The sequence below is a fragment of the Dyella kyungheensis genome, from assembly GCF_016905005.1.
In the GTDB taxonomy this organism is placed as follows: Bacteria; Pseudomonadota; Gammaproteobacteria; order Xanthomonadales; family Rhodanobacteraceae; genus Dyella; species Dyella kyungheensis.
In genome coordinates this window covers 631,557-646,216 of record NZ_JADIKC010000001.1, presented here as the reverse complement: position 1 = coordinate 646,216, position 14,660 = coordinate 631,557, and the positions used below count along the sequence as shown (strand labels likewise).

General features: G+C 64.4%; 12 protein-coding genes. 1 reads left to right on the top strand and 11 read right to left on the bottom strand.

Translation table 11 applies throughout. The annotated features are described in order from the left end of the window. Positions 1-41 precede the first annotated feature (41 nt). Positions 42-422 carry a DUF427 domain-containing protein gene (locus tag ISP20_RS03040; protein ID WP_204634567.1) on the top strand — a complete coding sequence of 127 codons (381 nt, stop codon included), beginning with the start codon at positions 42-44 and terminating at the stop codon, positions 420-422. A 59-nt stretch (positions 423-481) separates the two neighbouring features. Here the strand turns inward: ISP20_RS03040 and gyrA are convergent, their stop codons facing one another. The 11 genes from gyrA to infB form a co-directional block, all read right to left on the bottom strand. Continuing rightward, the gene (gene gyrA / locus ISP20_RS03035; protein WP_204634566.1) at positions 482-3,076 is read right to left on the bottom strand and encodes a DNA gyrase subunit A; all 2,595 of its coding nucleotides are present in this window, start codon (positions 3,074-3,076) and stop codon (positions 482-484) included. Positions 3,077-3,212: 136 nt separating this feature from the next. Continuing rightward, on the bottom strand, positions 3,213-3,623 hold the full coding sequence (locus ISP20_RS03030; protein WP_204634565.1) for a GtrA family protein: 411 nt from the start codon (positions 3,621-3,623) through the stop codon (positions 3,213-3,215). Further along, positions 3,620-4,633: an S-methyl-5-thioribose-1-phosphate isomerase gene (mtnA, locus tag ISP20_RS03025; protein ID WP_204634564.1), complete on the bottom strand. Its 1,014-nt coding sequence runs from the start codon at positions 4,631-4,633 to the stop codon at positions 3,620-3,622. Before mtnA ends, ISP20_RS03030 begins: the two co-directional genes overlap by 4 nt. A gap of 62 nt (positions 4,634-4,695) precedes the next feature. Further along, positions 4,696-4,881 (bottom strand): PspC domain-containing protein, encoded by a 186-nt coding sequence (locus ISP20_RS03020; RefSeq protein WP_204634563.1) that lies wholly within the window; start codon positions 4,879-4,881, stop codon positions 4,696-4,698. 32 nt (positions 4,882-4,913) lie between these two features. Continuing rightward, positions 4,914-5,981 carry a class III poly(R)-hydroxyalkanoic acid synthase subunit PhaC gene (locus ISP20_RS03015; RefSeq protein ID WP_204634562.1) on the bottom strand — a complete coding sequence of 356 codons (1,068 nt, stop codon included), beginning with the start codon at positions 5,979-5,981 and terminating at the stop codon, positions 4,914-4,916. Positions 5,982-5,990: 9 nt separating this feature from the next. Next, on the bottom strand, positions 5,991-7,049 hold the full coding sequence (locus ISP20_RS03010) for a poly(R)-hydroxyalkanoic acid synthase subunit PhaE (RefSeq protein WP_204634561.1): 1,059 nt from the start codon (positions 7,047-7,049) through the stop codon (positions 5,991-5,993). Positions 7,050-7,305: 256 nt separating this feature from the next. Then, positions 7,306-9,411: a polyribonucleotide nucleotidyltransferase gene (gene pnp / locus ISP20_RS03005; protein WP_204634560.1), complete on the bottom strand. Its 2,106-nt coding sequence runs from the start codon at positions 9,409-9,411 to the stop codon at positions 7,306-7,308. Positions 9,412-9,484: 73 nt separating this feature from the next. Next, complete coding sequence (rpsO, locus tag ISP20_RS03000) at positions 9,485-9,754, bottom strand: 30S ribosomal protein S15 (protein ID WP_019464706.1); 270 nt, start codon at positions 9,752-9,754, stop codon at positions 9,485-9,487. 138 nt (positions 9,755-9,892) lie between these two features. Then, positions 9,893-10,831 carry a tRNA pseudouridine(55) synthase TruB gene (gene truB / locus ISP20_RS02995; protein WP_425490757.1) on the bottom strand — a complete coding sequence of 313 codons (939 nt, stop codon included), beginning with the start codon at positions 10,829-10,831 and terminating at the stop codon, positions 9,893-9,895. Between the two features lie 227 nt (positions 10,832-11,058). Then, positions 11,059-11,448, bottom strand: a complete 390-nt coding sequence (rbfA, locus tag ISP20_RS02990; protein WP_204634558.1) for a 30S ribosome-binding factor RbfA — start codon at positions 11,446-11,448, stop codon at positions 11,059-11,061. A 260-nt stretch (positions 11,449-11,708) separates the two neighbouring features. Next, on the bottom strand, positions 11,709-14,585 hold the full coding sequence (gene infB, locus ISP20_RS02985; protein WP_204634557.1) for a translation initiation factor IF-2: 2,877 nt from the start codon (positions 14,583-14,585) through the stop codon (positions 11,709-11,711). Positions 14,586-14,660: the final 75 nt, after the last annotated feature.

Below are 14,660 nucleotides of genomic sequence, written 5' to 3'. Positions count from 1 at the left end.
TAACGTGGCGCATCGCCTTCCCATGCAAGCGGAGCCATGCCATGTCCAGCCGAGTTCAGCGCATTCCCGGACCCGATCATCCGATCGAGGTGAAACCGAGCAACGATCATGTGGTGGTGCGGGTCGCGGACCGTGTGGTGGCCGACACCCGGCGTTCGCTGAGCCTGCAGGAAGCGAGCTATCCCGTCGTGCACTACATCCCGCGCGACGACGTGGATATGTCGCTGCTGGAACGCACGGAGCATCACACCTATTGCCCGTACAAGGGCGACGCGTCCTACTACAGCATTCCCTCCGCGGGGGACCGCGGCACGAATGCGGTATGGACGTATGAACATCCGTACGACCCGGTGACGCCGATCAAGGATTACCTGGCGTTCTACGGTACGCGCGTGGATTCGGTCGAAGTCACGCCGGGCTAATCGGATGCAAAAAGAAACCCGGCCGTAGCCGGGTTTCTTCTTTACGAAGCAAGCAAGGATCACTCGCCGTCGGCAGGTGCCTCCGGAGCGGCATCGACCGGGCCTTCTTCACCCTCGCCTTCGCCGTTTTCCACTTCCGCATCGAGACGCACCACGCTCACCAGCTTCTCGTCGGCCGGCAGGCGAATCAGCGTCACGCCCTGGGTGTTGCGACCCAGCTGCGAGACTTCCGCCACACGGGTACGCACCAGCGTGCCCTGGTCGGAGATCAGCATCAGCTCATGCGCTTCGCTGGCCTGGATGGCAGCGACCAGATTGCCGTTGCGCTCGGAACACTGGATGCCGATGACACCCTGCGTACCGCGTCCCTTCTTCGGGAACTCGTCGAGCGTGGTGCGCTTGCCGTAGCCGCGCTGGGTTGCGGTGAGGATGTCGCCCTCGGCCGCCACGATCAGCGAGACCACTTCAGCGCCTTCGCCCAGCTTGATGCCGCGCACGCCGGTGGCCGTACGGCCCATCGAGCGCACTTCGGATTCGTCGAAGCGCACCGTCTTGCCGTTCGACGCGAACAGCAGCACATCGCTGTTGCCGCCAGTGAGCGCGACGTTGACCAGCGCATCGCCCTCGTCGAGGTTGATGGCGATCTTGCCCTTCTGCAGCTGGAACGCGAACTCGGTAAGCGGCGTCTTCTTCACCGTGCCCTGCTTGGTGGCGAAGAACACGAACTGGTCCTCGGTGTACTCGCGTACCGGCAGTACCGCCTGCACCTTCTCGCCCGGACCCAGCGGCAGCAGGTTCACCATTGGCTTGCCACGTGCGTTCGGGCCGGATTCCGGCATCTGGTACACGTTGAGCCAGTACACGCGACCGGTGCTGGTAAAAGTCAGCAACGTGTCATGGGTGTTGACCACCCACAGCTGCTCGACGAAATCCTCGTCCTTCAGCGCGGAGGCCGAACGGCCCTTGCCGCCACGACGCTGCGCACGATACGTGCTGGCCGGCTGGCGCTTCACGTAACCGGTGTGCGACAGCGTGACCACCACGTCTTCCGGCGCGATCAGGTCGAGGACGTTGAGGTCTTCCTGCGAATGCTGGATTTCGGTGCGACGCTTGTCGCCGAACTCTTCCTTCACGGCTTCCAGCTCATCGCGGATCACGGTGAGCAGGCGCGCCGGGTCTTCCAGGATCTCGATCAGACCACGAATGGTCTCCAGCACCTGGCGGTACTCGTCGGACAGCTTTTCCTGCTCCAGGCCGGTGAGGCGATGCAGGCGCATGGCGAGGATTTCCTGCGCCTGCACTTCGGACAACTGGTAGCCCTCGGCCTTGAGGCCTTCGCGCGGATCCATGTCTTCCGGGCGCGAGGATTCCGCACCTGCCGCTTCCAGCAGCGTGGCGACCATACCCGGCTGCCACTTGCGCGCCAGCATGCGCTCGCGCGCTTCGGCCGGCGACGCGGACGTGCGGATCAACTCGATCATCTCGTCGATGTTGGCCAGCGCAACCGTCAAGCCTTCGAGGATATGCGCGCGGGCACGAGCCTTGCGCAGATCGAAGATGGTACGGCGCGTCACCACTTCACGGCGGTGGCGGATGAACGCCTCGAGGATGTCCTTGAGGTTCAACAGACGCGGTTGGCCGTCCAACAGCGCGACCATGTTGATGCCGAACGTGACCTGCAGTTGGGTCTGCTGGAACAGGTTGTTGAGCACCACGTCGGCCATCGAATCGCGACGGATCTCGATGACCACGCGCATGCCGTCCTTGTCGGACTCATCACGCAGTTCGCTGATGCCTTCGAGCTTCTTTTCCTTGACCAGCTCGGCGATCTTCTCGATCAGGCGGGCCTTGTTGACCTGGTACGGCAGCTCGTGGATGAGGATCGTCTCACGGCCGTTCGGCTCGGTTTCGATCTCGGTGCGCGCGCGCACCAGGATGCGGCCGCGACCGGTACGATACGCCTCGATGATGCCCGACGAACCGTTGATGATGCCCGCGGTCGGGAAATCCGGACCGGGGATGTAATGCATCAGGTCGTCGATCGACAGCGTCGGCTCGTCGATCAGCGCGATGGTGGCCGAGACCACTTCGGTGAGATTGTGCGGCGGCACGTTGGTGGCCATGCCCACGGCAATACCGGCCGAACCGTTGATCAGCAGGTTCGGTACGCGAGTGGGCAACACCAGCGGTTCGTGTTCGCTTTCGTCATAGTTGGGGCCGAAGTCGACGGTGTCCTTGTCGATGTCGGCGAGCAGTTCCTGCGTGAGGCGCGACATGCGCACCTCGGTGTATCGCATCGCTGCCGCGTTGTCGCCGTCGACCGAACCGAAGTTACCCTGACCATCGACCAGCATGTAGCGCAGCGAGAACGGCTGGGCCATGCGGACGATCGCGTCGTACACCGACGAATCGCCGTGCGGATGGTATTTACCGATGACGTCACCGACCACGCGGGCCGATTTCTTATAGGGCTTGTTCCATGCATTGCCCAGTTCGTTCATGGCGAACAGAACGCGACGATGTACCGGCTTCAAGCCATCGCGGACATCCGGAAGAGCGCGTCCCACGATCACGCTCATGGCGTAATCGAGGTAGCTCTGACGCATTTCGTCTTCGATGTTGACGCGAATGACTTCTTTGGCGAGTTCTGCCATCAATCGGCTTCCATGATGAAGTGAGGGCCCCTGCGCGCTCCCCCTGGAACCAGGCGCGGGCAACCTTGAGATAACCTGTGAAGTGTACCACGTTTGGCGTGGGATTCACAGTATTTTCACTAGAAAAATCAATAAGTTATACGGACGTTTTGGCGCCTTTGAAAAGCATCAGGCGCGCCGTCGAAAAATTGAACACGGCCGCCACGAACGAGCCGCCGGCAGTGGCGATCGCAGGCCAGTGGTGGAGCATCGGAAAGGCCACCAAAAGCGCCGCATAGGTGCCGTAATTGACCAGCGCACCCACGCCCATCAGCGCCATCCAGTGCAGCCATTCGGAGAACAGGCCGCGCCCGCTGCCGTTGTTCTTGAAGGTCTGCTGGCGATTCCACAGCCAGGTGGCGGTGGCCGCCACCGGGATGGAAACCAGGCGTGCGTAGTAGGCGTTCCACTCGCACCAGCTCACCAGGGCCTGGGCGAGGCCGGCGTCAACGACGAAGCCGATGACGCCGCCGATGGTGAACAGGAAGAATTGCCGGGACAGCTTCATCGACCAAAAAGCGCCTGCATGGCCTTGGCGGTCGGGCGCTCGATCACGCCGCGCTCGGTGACGATGGCATCGATGAGGTCGGCCGGCGTCACGTCGAACACCGGATTCCACGCATCCGCGCCTTCCACCACCGTGCGACGACCCGCCACTGCAAGCAGCTCGGCCGAATCGCGCAGTTCGATCTCGATGTCTTCGCCCGACGCCGTGGCCATGTCGACCGTCGACGACGGTGCCACCACCATGAACTTCACGCCGTGATGGCGCGCGGCAATGGCGAGCTGATACGTGCCGATCTTGTTGGCCGTATCGCCATTGGCGGCGATGCGATCGGCACCCACGATCACCCACTGCACCGCACCCGAGCGCATCAGATGCGACGCGGCGGAGTCGGCGATCAGCTTGGCGGGAATGCCGTCGCGCACCAGTTCCCACATGGTCAGGCGTGCACCCTGCTGCCACGGTCGCGTTTCGCCCGCAAACACCTGCTGGATGCGGCCACCGGCCACACCGGCGCGAATCACGCCGAGCGCCGTGCCGAAACCGGCCGTCGCCAGCGAACCCGTGTTGCAGTGAGTCAGCACGCCGGAGTGCGGAGCGATCAGCGCGGCGCCCAGTTCGCCCATATGGCGATTGGCAGCGAGGTCTTCGTCCTGGATCGCCTGCGCTTCGCGTTCGAGCGGAGCGGCATCGGCGCCCGCGGCGATGCGCGCCTTCATGCGATCCAGCGCCCACATCAAATTGACCGCGGTGGGACGCGCGGCGCGCAGCATCGCCAGCGCCGGTTCCAGCGGCTGGCCTTGCTTGGCGGCCAATACCACGCCCCAGGCAGCGGCGATGCCGATGGCCGGCGCACCGCGCACGGCGAGATCCTTGATAGCCTGCGTCACGTCGGCGGCGTTGGCGCAGTCGATCCAGCGTTCTTCCTGCGGCAGCAGGCGCTGATCGAGCAAACGGAGATGATCACCCTGCCATTGCACGGCACGGATGCGGTCGTAACGGTCGTAGTCCATAGAACAAAACGCCAAGCGATAAAGAGGAAGGTCGGCGGCGCACCAACGCGCCTGCCGCGAGATCAGGGGCCGTCGGGCATGACCAGCCAGAGAATCAGATAGGCCAGGATGCCCGAGCCACCGAGGAAGGTGAGCACGATCCAGAGCACACGCACCAGCGTCGGATCCCAGCCGAGGTACTCGGCGATACCACCACAGACGCCGGCCAGTTTCCGGTCCGTCAACGATCGATGCAGACGTCTTTGCATGCTCATTCCCTGTTTGAGTGCCGGTGGAAAATTCAGTCTCTCGTACTGAGCCATTGATGGATGGCCGGCGGCACTTCGCGTTGCGCGCGGCCCGAAACGTAGATGCCGATATGGCCGCCCTTGAACGCGATCTGCGTGTAGTCGGCACTGCCCACATGGCGCTCCAGCGCACGCGAGGCATCCGGCGGCACCAGGTGATCCTGCTCGGCGAAAATATTCAGCACGGGATGGCTGATCATGCCCAGGTCCACCGGCTTGCCGCCGATGATCAGGTCGCCCTTGATCAGCTTGTTCTGCTGATAGAACTCCTTGATGAACTCGCGGAACGCTTCGCCCGCCTGATCGGGCGAGTCGAAGATCCAGCGTTCCATGCGCAGGAAATTCTGCAGCTCTTTCGGGTTGTCCAGGATGTCGACCAGGCCCACGTACTTCTGCTGGTTCAAGCGCACCGGCTTCAGCGTGAGATAGACCCAGTTGAGCAGCTCGGCGGGAATATTGCCCATGGTGTCGACGAACAAATCGACGTCCATATGCTGCGACCAGCTCGAGAGCATGTTGTCGGGCGTCTGGAAATCGACCGGCGTCACCATGGTGATCAGGTTCTTCACCTTCTCGCCGTGCGTCGCCGTGTAGCAGAGCGAGAACGTGCCGCCCTGGCAGATGCCGAGCAGGTTGATCGCATCCACGCCGGCCTGCTTGCACACGGCATCCACGCAACGATCGAGATAACCGTTGATGTAGTCGTCGAGCCCGAGCCAGCGATCGGCCGCATCGGGATAACCCCAATCGAGCAGGTAGATGTCCTCGCCCTGCTCGAGCAGGTTGCGCACCATCGAGCGATCTTCCTGCAGGTCGGTCATCCAGACGGTGTTGACCAACGCATAGACGATCAGCGTCGGCGTCTTCGCCGTCGGCTTGCCCTGCCCCTTCATGCGCCACACCGAGAGTTTGTCCTCTCGGTACACCAGCTCGCGCGGCGTATTGGCGTATTCGGGCTCGAGCTGATGCTTGAGGTTGTCCATGCCGGCGGCCAGCTTGCGCTGGAAGGCGGTGATTTCGCCCATCAGGGCCGCCGGATCGAGGCGTAGCGGGGGATGCATGGAAACTCCTTACTTGCGCGTGCGCTTGACGTTGCGCGCTACCGTCTTGCGCGCGGCCACGGCAGAGGTCTTCTTCGAGCCGCTGACGTCGATGCTTTCGGTCGCGCGCTTGCGCGGCGCCGGTTTCTTCTCGACCGGTTTGACGGCCTCGGGCTTGCCCGCGAGCTGGCGCTTGAGCGCGGCCACTTCGGCGCGCAAGGCCGCCACTTCGTCGTTGCCCTGCGGCGCATGGCCTTCACGCACTTCGCGGCGCAACTCATGCATGCGCTTGCCGAGCGCACTCACTTCGCTGCGCGTGGGCACACCCATGTCGCGGCACAACGCTTCGAGCTGTTGCTGCTGCAACTGGCGCACGCGGCCCTGCGCGTTGACCATTTCGCCATAGGCCTGGCGGAATTCTTCCGACAGCGCGATCTGCGCATAGGCCTCTTCCGCCGCGTCCACCCACAGGTCGTAGAGCGCCTTGAGCGATTCGATCTGCTTGGATGAATCGGCGAAGCCGGCCAGCTTGGCCTGCAGGCGCTCGAAGCCTTCGCTGTTGGCGCGCTGGATCAGCGACTGGTACTTGCCGGCCCACTCGGAGTAATTCTGCATGGCGGCCGCCAGCGCCTGCTGCAAACGCTGGCGTTCGCGCGTGTAGCCGAACGCGGCCATGTGCTCGACATCGAACTTCATGCCGCCGAAGTTCGGCGGATTGGACTGCATCCAGCCCTGCCACATCTGCGCGAAGCTCTTCGCCGCCTCGCTGTCGATGCTGGCGAACGCATGCCCGAACGGCTGGCCGCCCAGGTTCGAAAAAAGCTGCTGCAACGACTGCTGCCAGTCGGCCGGCCCCTGGCCGAGACCGCTGCCGACGGCGCCCTGCAGCCAGTCGCCATAACCCTTGAGGGCGGCCATGCTGCGCGCCATCAGGTCGTCGCCGGTGGCGGCCGGGCCGAATGGCGAGGCGGTTGCGCCGAAGGGCGTCGAGGAGGCCGAATGCTGCTGCAGGTAACGGGTCCAGGCGTCCCAGGATTGCTGCGCCATCGACTGGTAATCCTTCAGAAAGTCAGTTGCCTGATCGGCCATGCCTGCATCCTCTTCATACTCAGGGCATCGTAGCAAAAGCCTGTTGCGCCAGACGCAAAAAGCGCATTAGTCCGGCAGGAATTCGGACGAAGTCGCAGCGCAGCATCAGCGGGCAGTCATGCTGGCGGTTTCGTCATTCCGGCGCAGGTCGGAATGACGAGCTAAGAGTGGCCTTACCTCTCCCGATCATTCCCGCCTCTGAAAAAACAAAAGCCCGGCTTTCGCCGGGCTTTTGCTTGAACGCTGGAGCGAGGACTTAGACGCTGGCGCCTTCGTCTTCCGTCACGGCCTTCATGGACAGGCGGATACGGCCCTGCTTGTCCACTTCGAGCACCTTGACCTTGACGATATCGCCTTCCTTCAGCTTGTCGGAGACCTTTTCCACGCGCTCGCTGGAGATCTGCGAGACGTGCACCAGGCCGTCCTTGCCCGGCATGATGGTCACGAACGCGCCGAAGTCCATCAACTTGGCGACCTTGCCTTCGTAGATGCGGCCCGGCTCGACGTCGGAGACGATCTGCTCGATGCGCGCCTTGGCGGCGTTGGCCGCTTCGCGGTTGACCGAGGCGATGATCACGGTGCCGTCATCGCTGATGTCGATGGTGGTGCCGGTCTCTTCGGTGATCGAACGGATGGTCGCGCCACCCTTGCCGATCACTTCGCGGATCTTGTCCGGATGGATCTTGATGGTGAGCAGGCGCGGGGCGAACTCGCTCATCTCGGTGCGGGCGGTGCTGATCACCTTGGCCATTTCGCCGAGGATGTGCAGACGGCCACGCTTGGCCTGTTCCAGCGCCACCTTCATGATCTCTTCGGTGATGCCGTCGATCTTGATGTCCATCTGCAGCGCGGAGATGCCATCGGCGCTACCGGCCACCTTGAAGTCCATGTCGCCGAGGTGATCTTCGTCACCCAGGATGTCCGACAGCACGACGAAGTCGCTGCCTTCCTTGACCAGACCCATGGCAATACCGGCGACCGGCGACTTCAGCGGGACGCCCGCGTCCATCATGGCCAGCGACGAACCGCACACCGAAGCCATCGACGAGGAACCGTTGGACTCGGTGATTTCCGAGACCACGCGCACCACGTACGGGAATTCTTCGATGCTCGGCTTGACCGCCTGCACGCCGCGCTTGGCGAGACGGCCGTGGCCGATTTCGCGACGCTTCGGCGCGCCGAAGCGACCGGCTTCACCGACCGAGAACGGGGGGAAGTTGTAGTGGAACAGGAACGGATCCTTCGACTCGCCTTCCGGCGCATCGATGATCTGCGCATCGCGGGTAGTGCCCAGCGTGGTCACGACCAGCGCCTGGGTTTCGCCGCGGGTGAACAGCGCCGAGCCGTGGGTACGCGGCAGCACGCCGACGCGGACGGTGATCGGGCGGACGTCGTCCAGGTTGCGGCCGTCGATGCGGATCTTGGTCTTCAGCACGCCGTCGCGCATGGTGCGGTATTCGAGCTCGGCGAACTCCTTGGAGAGCTCGGCCTTGTCCCAACCCTTGGCTTCGGCGTCGCTTGCCAGCGAGGCGAGCACGTCGCTCTTGATGGCGGAGATGGCATCGCGGCGCTGCAGCTTGTCGCGCACCTGGAAGGCGGCCTCGAGCTGGTTGCCCACGGCACCCGTGAGGGCGGCGACGAGCGCTTCGTTGCGGGCCGGAGCCTGCCATGCCATGGACGGACGAGCCGCCTCGGTGGCCAGCTCAGCGATGGCGCGGACGGCCACCTGCAGCTGCTGGTGACCGAACACCACGGCGCCGAGCATCACTTCCTCGGACAGCAGCTTGGCTTCCGATTCCACCATCAGCACGGCGTTGGCCGTACCGGCGACGACCAGGTCGAGCTCGGAGGTCTTCAGCTCGGTGGCGGTCGGGTTGAGCAGGTACTTGCCGTTGGCGTAACCGACGCGGGCAGCGCCGATCGGGCCCTTGAACGGGATGCCGGCGAGGCTCAGCGCCGCGGAGGCGCCCAGCATGGCCGGGATGTCGCCGTCGATTTCCGGGTTCAGCGACACGACCTGTGCGATGACCTGCACTTCGTTCTTGAACTCTTCCGGGAACAGCGGGCGGACCGGACGATCGATCAGACGCGAGGTCAGCGTCTCCTTCTCGGTCGGGCGACCTTCGCGCTTGAAGAAACCACCCGGGATACGGCCCGCGGAGTAGAACTTCTCGACGTAGTCGACGGTGAGCGGGAAGAAGTCTTGACCTTCCTTCGCCTTGGCGTTGGCCACCACGGTGACCAGCACCACGGTGCCGCCCATGCTGACCATGACGGCACCGGAAGCCTGGCGGGCGATTTCGCCCGTCTCCAGTGTGACTTCGTGATTACCGAACTGGAATGACTTGGTTACTTTCGCCATTGGTTTTCCATATTTGAAGAGTGCGGCCATGGATGGCCGCTTTGATCTTTGCGTTCACGGAGGAACGCAAAAATTACCTACGGAGGCCGAGGCGCTCGATCAGGCCCTGGTAACGAGCCAGGTCACGATCCTTCAGGTAGGCAAGCAGGCGCTTGCGCTGGTTGACCAGCTTCAGCAGGCCGCGGCGGGAATGGTGATCCTGCTTGTGCGCCTTGAAATGGTCGGTGAGGTGGTCGATGCGGGCCGACAGCAGGGCGACCTGCACTTCCGGCGAACCCGTGTCGTTCGGCACGCGGCCGAAGTCAGCGATGATTTTGCCGGTCTGTTCTGCGGTAAGGGACATGTTAGATCTTCCTAAAAAAACGGGTGCGAAGCTTGCGCAACGTCACGCCATGACGTTGCGCAAGCTTCGCCTAGATGAATGAAAACTCTGAAACAAGCTCCGTATTGTAACGACCGGAGGCCCGTGACAACAAGACCGTCATAGTGGGCGTTTGTCCCGGGCATCCGGCGCGAGGTTAAAACCCCGCACGATGCACAGTTTTCCGTCCACGGCCTCGCCCAGGGCAAGCAGACGGCCGTCGTCGGCGAACAACGACAGCCGCCCGGTCATCGACGCATCCAGCGGAATCTGCTGCCCCTGTGAGACGGCCAGGCTGAGTTCGGCGGTCAGGTGGATCGCCGGCAGGTCGGCCAGGCCCGCCGAAACCGGCAGCAGCAACGGCAGCAAGGCCTCGTCGCCCTGCTCCAGCGCCGCCTGCAGTTGCTCCAGCGTGACCATGGCAGGCTCGCGGAACGGTTCGACCCAGAGGCGCCGCAGCGCCGTCAGGTGCGCGCCGCAGCCCAGGTCCTCGCCCAGGTCGACGGCCAGGCTGCGCACATAGGTGCCCGAGCCGCATTCCACGTAGAGCGTGAGGGTGTCGTCGGTGCGGGACACCACCTCCAGCCGGTAGACCTCCACCTCGCGCGACGGCACATCCACCGCCTCGCCGCGCCGTGCTTTCACGTAGAGCGGTTCGCCATCGATCTTGATGGCCGAATAGATCGGCGGGACCTGGGTGATGCGCCCGCGCAGCTTGGCCAGCGAGGCCTCGATATCGGCGTCGGATAGCCGGGGTACCGGCCGCTCCAGCACGACCTCGCCCTCGAGATCCGCGGTCGAGGTGGTGGCGCCCAGGCGGCACTCGGCCAGATAGGCCTTGCGCGAGCCCAGCAGCATGCCGGCGATCTTGGTCGCCTCGCCGAAGCACAGCGGCAGCAGGCCGGTGGCGAGCGGGTCGAGCGCGCCGGTGTGGCCGCCCTTCTCCGCCTGGAAAATGCCTTTGCGAACGGCCTGCAGCGCCGCGTTGGAGCTCAACCCCAGCGGCTTGTCCAGCAACACGATGCCGTGCAGGTCGCGAAAACGAATCTTCCGCTTCATGGGAGTTTTGTTCATGGAGCCTGTTCAAGATCTGGCATACGCGCTCCCTACACCCTCACCGTCGTTCCGGCGCAGGCCGGAATCCAGTAGCCCGGGCAAAGGGCTGTTGCGCAAGGCTTCAGAGCGTGCAGGCTGTGGCGACAAGCCTGCGCATCGCTACTGGATTCCGGCCTGCGCCGGAATGACGGTGAGGGGCAGCTGAGGTTGAGGCGGGACTCGAACAACGTTCAATCCTGCTCGCCGTCGCCCTTCTCATCCGCTGCCGGCGCGCGTGCAGCGTCCTGGCGCAACAGGGTCTCGATGCGCTCGCCCTTGTCGACCGAATCGTCGTACTTGAAGCGCAGTTCCGGCACGCGGCGCAGGCGCATCGAGCGCGAAAGCTCGCGGCGGAATTCCACCGCCAGCTCCTTGAGCGCCTTCATCGCCTCGGTGGAACGCTCCGGCTGCAAGGCCGTCACCCATACCGTGGCCCAGTCCAGATCGCGGGTCACTTCCACGTCGGACACGCTGACGGACGGCAGCCCGTGATCGCGCACGGCGGCGTGGACCAGCAGGGCCAGTTCGCGGCGCAGTTCAGCGCCGACGCGGTCGGTACGTTTGAAATCGCGTGAGGGCATGACGCACTCCTAAGTTTTTGCGTTCATCCTTGAACGCGAGGATCAAAAAGCGGCCACCCATGGCCGCACTGTTCAGTTTTGCGCTCATCCATGAACGCGAGAGTCAAGAAGCGCCCATCCATGGACGCGCTTTTCAAATAAGAGCATTGCCGCGCCGGCATGGCGAGACCCGAAAAACAAAGCGAGCGATGTGGTTGTCCACACCGCCCGCCGATAAAACCACCACTGGGGTGACGGCCCGATTCACGGGCCGGCCACCGTTACAGCGTGCGGGCCACCTCGATACGCTCGAAGCATTCGATCTGGTCGCCGACCTTGACGTCGTTGTACTGCTTCACGGCGATACCGCATTCCATGCCGTTGCGCACTTCGTCGACGAGATCCTTGAAGCGGCGCAGCGATTCCAGTTCGCCCTGGAAGACCACGGTGTTGTCGCGCAACACACGGATCGGCTTGCTGCGCTTGACCGTGCCTTCGATGACCATGCAACCGGCCACCGCGCCGAACTTGGAGCTGCGGAAGACCTCGCGGACCTGCGCCACGCCGATGATCTCCTCGCGCACTTCCTTGCCCAGCAGACCCGAAGCGGCCTGCTTCACCTGGTCGATCACGTCATAGATGATCGAGAAGTAGCGGACATCCAGACCGGAGGTGTCGATCACCTTGCGGGCCGAGGCATCCGCACGGACGTTGAAGCCGATCACCAGCGCCTTGGAGGCGGCGGCGAGCGTCGCGTCGGACTCGGTGATGCCGCCGACGCCGGCCGCGATCACGTTGACCTTCACGTTCTCGTTACCGATCTGGCTGAGCGATTCGCGCAGTGCCTGCACCGAACCCTGCACGTCGGCCTTGACCAGGATGTTGAGCGTCTGCTGCTCGGCGCCCTGGGCCATCTGCGCCATTATGTCTTCAAGGCGGTTGGCCTTGCTGACCATGCGCGTTTCGCGACGCTTGAGCTGGCGCTCGGCGGCCACTTCGCGGGCGAGGCGTTCGTCCGCCACCACCACGAAGTCGTCACCGGCTTCCGGCACGCCGGACAGACCCAGCACCTGCACCGGAATCGACGGACCGGCTTCCTGCACGGTCTTGCCGTTCTCGTCGATCAGCGCACGCATGCGGCCGTACTCGATGCCGCAGACGACGAAGTCGCCGCGCTTGAGCGTGCCCTGCTGCACCAACACCGTGGCCACCGGACCGCGACCGCGGTCGAGGCTCGATTCGATCACCACGCCCGAGGCGGGGCCATCTTCCACGGCGGTCAATTCCATCACTTCGGCCTGTACCGAAATGGCGTCGAGCAGGTCGTCGATGCCCATGCCGGTCTTGGCCGAGATCGGCACGAACGGGGTGTCGCCGCCCCACTCTTCCGGAATCACTTCCAGATTGCCGAGACCCTGCTTGACGTGGTCCGGATTGGCGTCGGACTTATCCATCTTGTTGAGCGCCACGATCAGCGGCACCTTGGCGGCGCGCGCATGCTGCACGGCTTCGGCCGTCTGCGGCATGACGCCGTCGTCGGCCGCGACCACCAGCACCACGATATCGGTGGACTGGGCACCGCGGGCACGCATCGAGGTGAACGCGGCGTGGCCTGGCGTATCCAGGAACGTGATGACGCCCTTGGGCGTTTCCACGTGGTACGCACCGATGTGCTGGGTGATGCCGCCGGCTTCGCCCGAGGCGACCTTGGTGCGACGGATGTAGTCGAGCGTGGAGGTCTTGCCGTGGTCGACGTGGCCCATGATGGTGACCACCGGCGGACGCGGCTTCTTCTCGCCCTCGAGCTCGGCGTTCTGCGTGTGCGCAGCCAGCGCGGCCTCGGCGTTGTTGTCGCTCGCCGCCACCGGCGTGTGGCCGAGTTCCTCGACCACCAGCACGGCGGTGTCGTGGTCGATGGTCTGGTTGATGGTGGCCATCACGCCCATCTTGAAGAGGGCCTTGACCACTTCCGAACCCTTGACCGCCATCTTGTTTGCGAGATCGGCCACCACGTTGTTGTCGCCGATGACGACTTCACGCACCACCGCAGCGGTGGGACGGGTGAAGCCGTGCGGACCGCTGGAGGCCGGCGAGCTGGAACGCGACGAATCGCGGCTCGGGCCACGGCCCGGCTTGCCACGCTTGTTGTTGGAGCGGCGCGCGCGATCGGCGTCGCTCAGGTGCATCTCGCCAGCCGCGAAGCGCTTGCCACCGGGGCCTTCCTCGCGCTCGCGGGCATAACGGGTCTTGTTGTTGCTGCCTGCCGGTGCCGCGGCGGCACCAGCGGCGCCCGGCGCGCCAGCGCCTGGGGCGCCGACGGGTCGAGCGGCACCAGGGGCGCGCGGGGCAGCAGCGGCGGGCGCGGCCGCAGGAGCCGGCGCGGGGGCCGGAGCGGCCACCACGACCACCTTCTTCTCGCGGCGACGCGGCTCGTGGATGGTCGGCACGATCATGCCGAGCGAGCTGTGGTCGATGCGCTGCACCGGCTGTTCGACCGGCACCTGCTTGTCGGCAGCAGCGGCGCTGACCGGCTCGGCCGATGCGGGTTCGGCGGCGGCAGGGGCCTCCACGGCCTCCTGCTGCGCCTGGTGTTCCTGGGCGCGTGCGGCCGCTTCAGCCTCGGCCTGCTGGCGACGCTGTTCTTCTTCCGCCTCGCGCTGGCGCTGGGCCTCTTCGGCACGCAGCTGAGCTTCTTCCTGGCGGCGGCGATCCGCCTCCAGGCGCTCGGTTTCTTCGTGGTCGCGCTGGGTCTGCGATTCCTGCAGCTTGCGCACGGCGTCTTCACGCTCGACGTCGTTGCCCGCCTCTTCGGCGATGACGCTGCGCTTGACATAGGTCCGCTTGGCGCGCACTTCGACGTTCACCGTCTTGGCGCTGGCCGCGGCACCGCGGCCGCCGGGCGTGGCGACCTTCAGCTCGCTGACCTTGCGGCGCTTGAGGGTGATCTGGCGCGGCGAACTGTCCTCCGCCTCGGCGGGGCTGATTTCGCTCTTGCCATGGGTACGGCGCAGAAAGCCCAGCAGCTTCACCTTCTCGGTGCTGCTGATGATCTGCTCCGGATCGGAGAATTTCATGCCAGCTTCGGCCAGCTGCCCAAGCAGCCTGTCCACCGGCATGCCAAGTACCTTGGCAAGTTGTTTGATCGTTACGTCCGACATCGTGTTCTTTCTCCGCCGTTCCCGCGCTTAACGTCCGTGCGGCTTCGCCTGCACAGCCAACCCATCCCTGGTGGA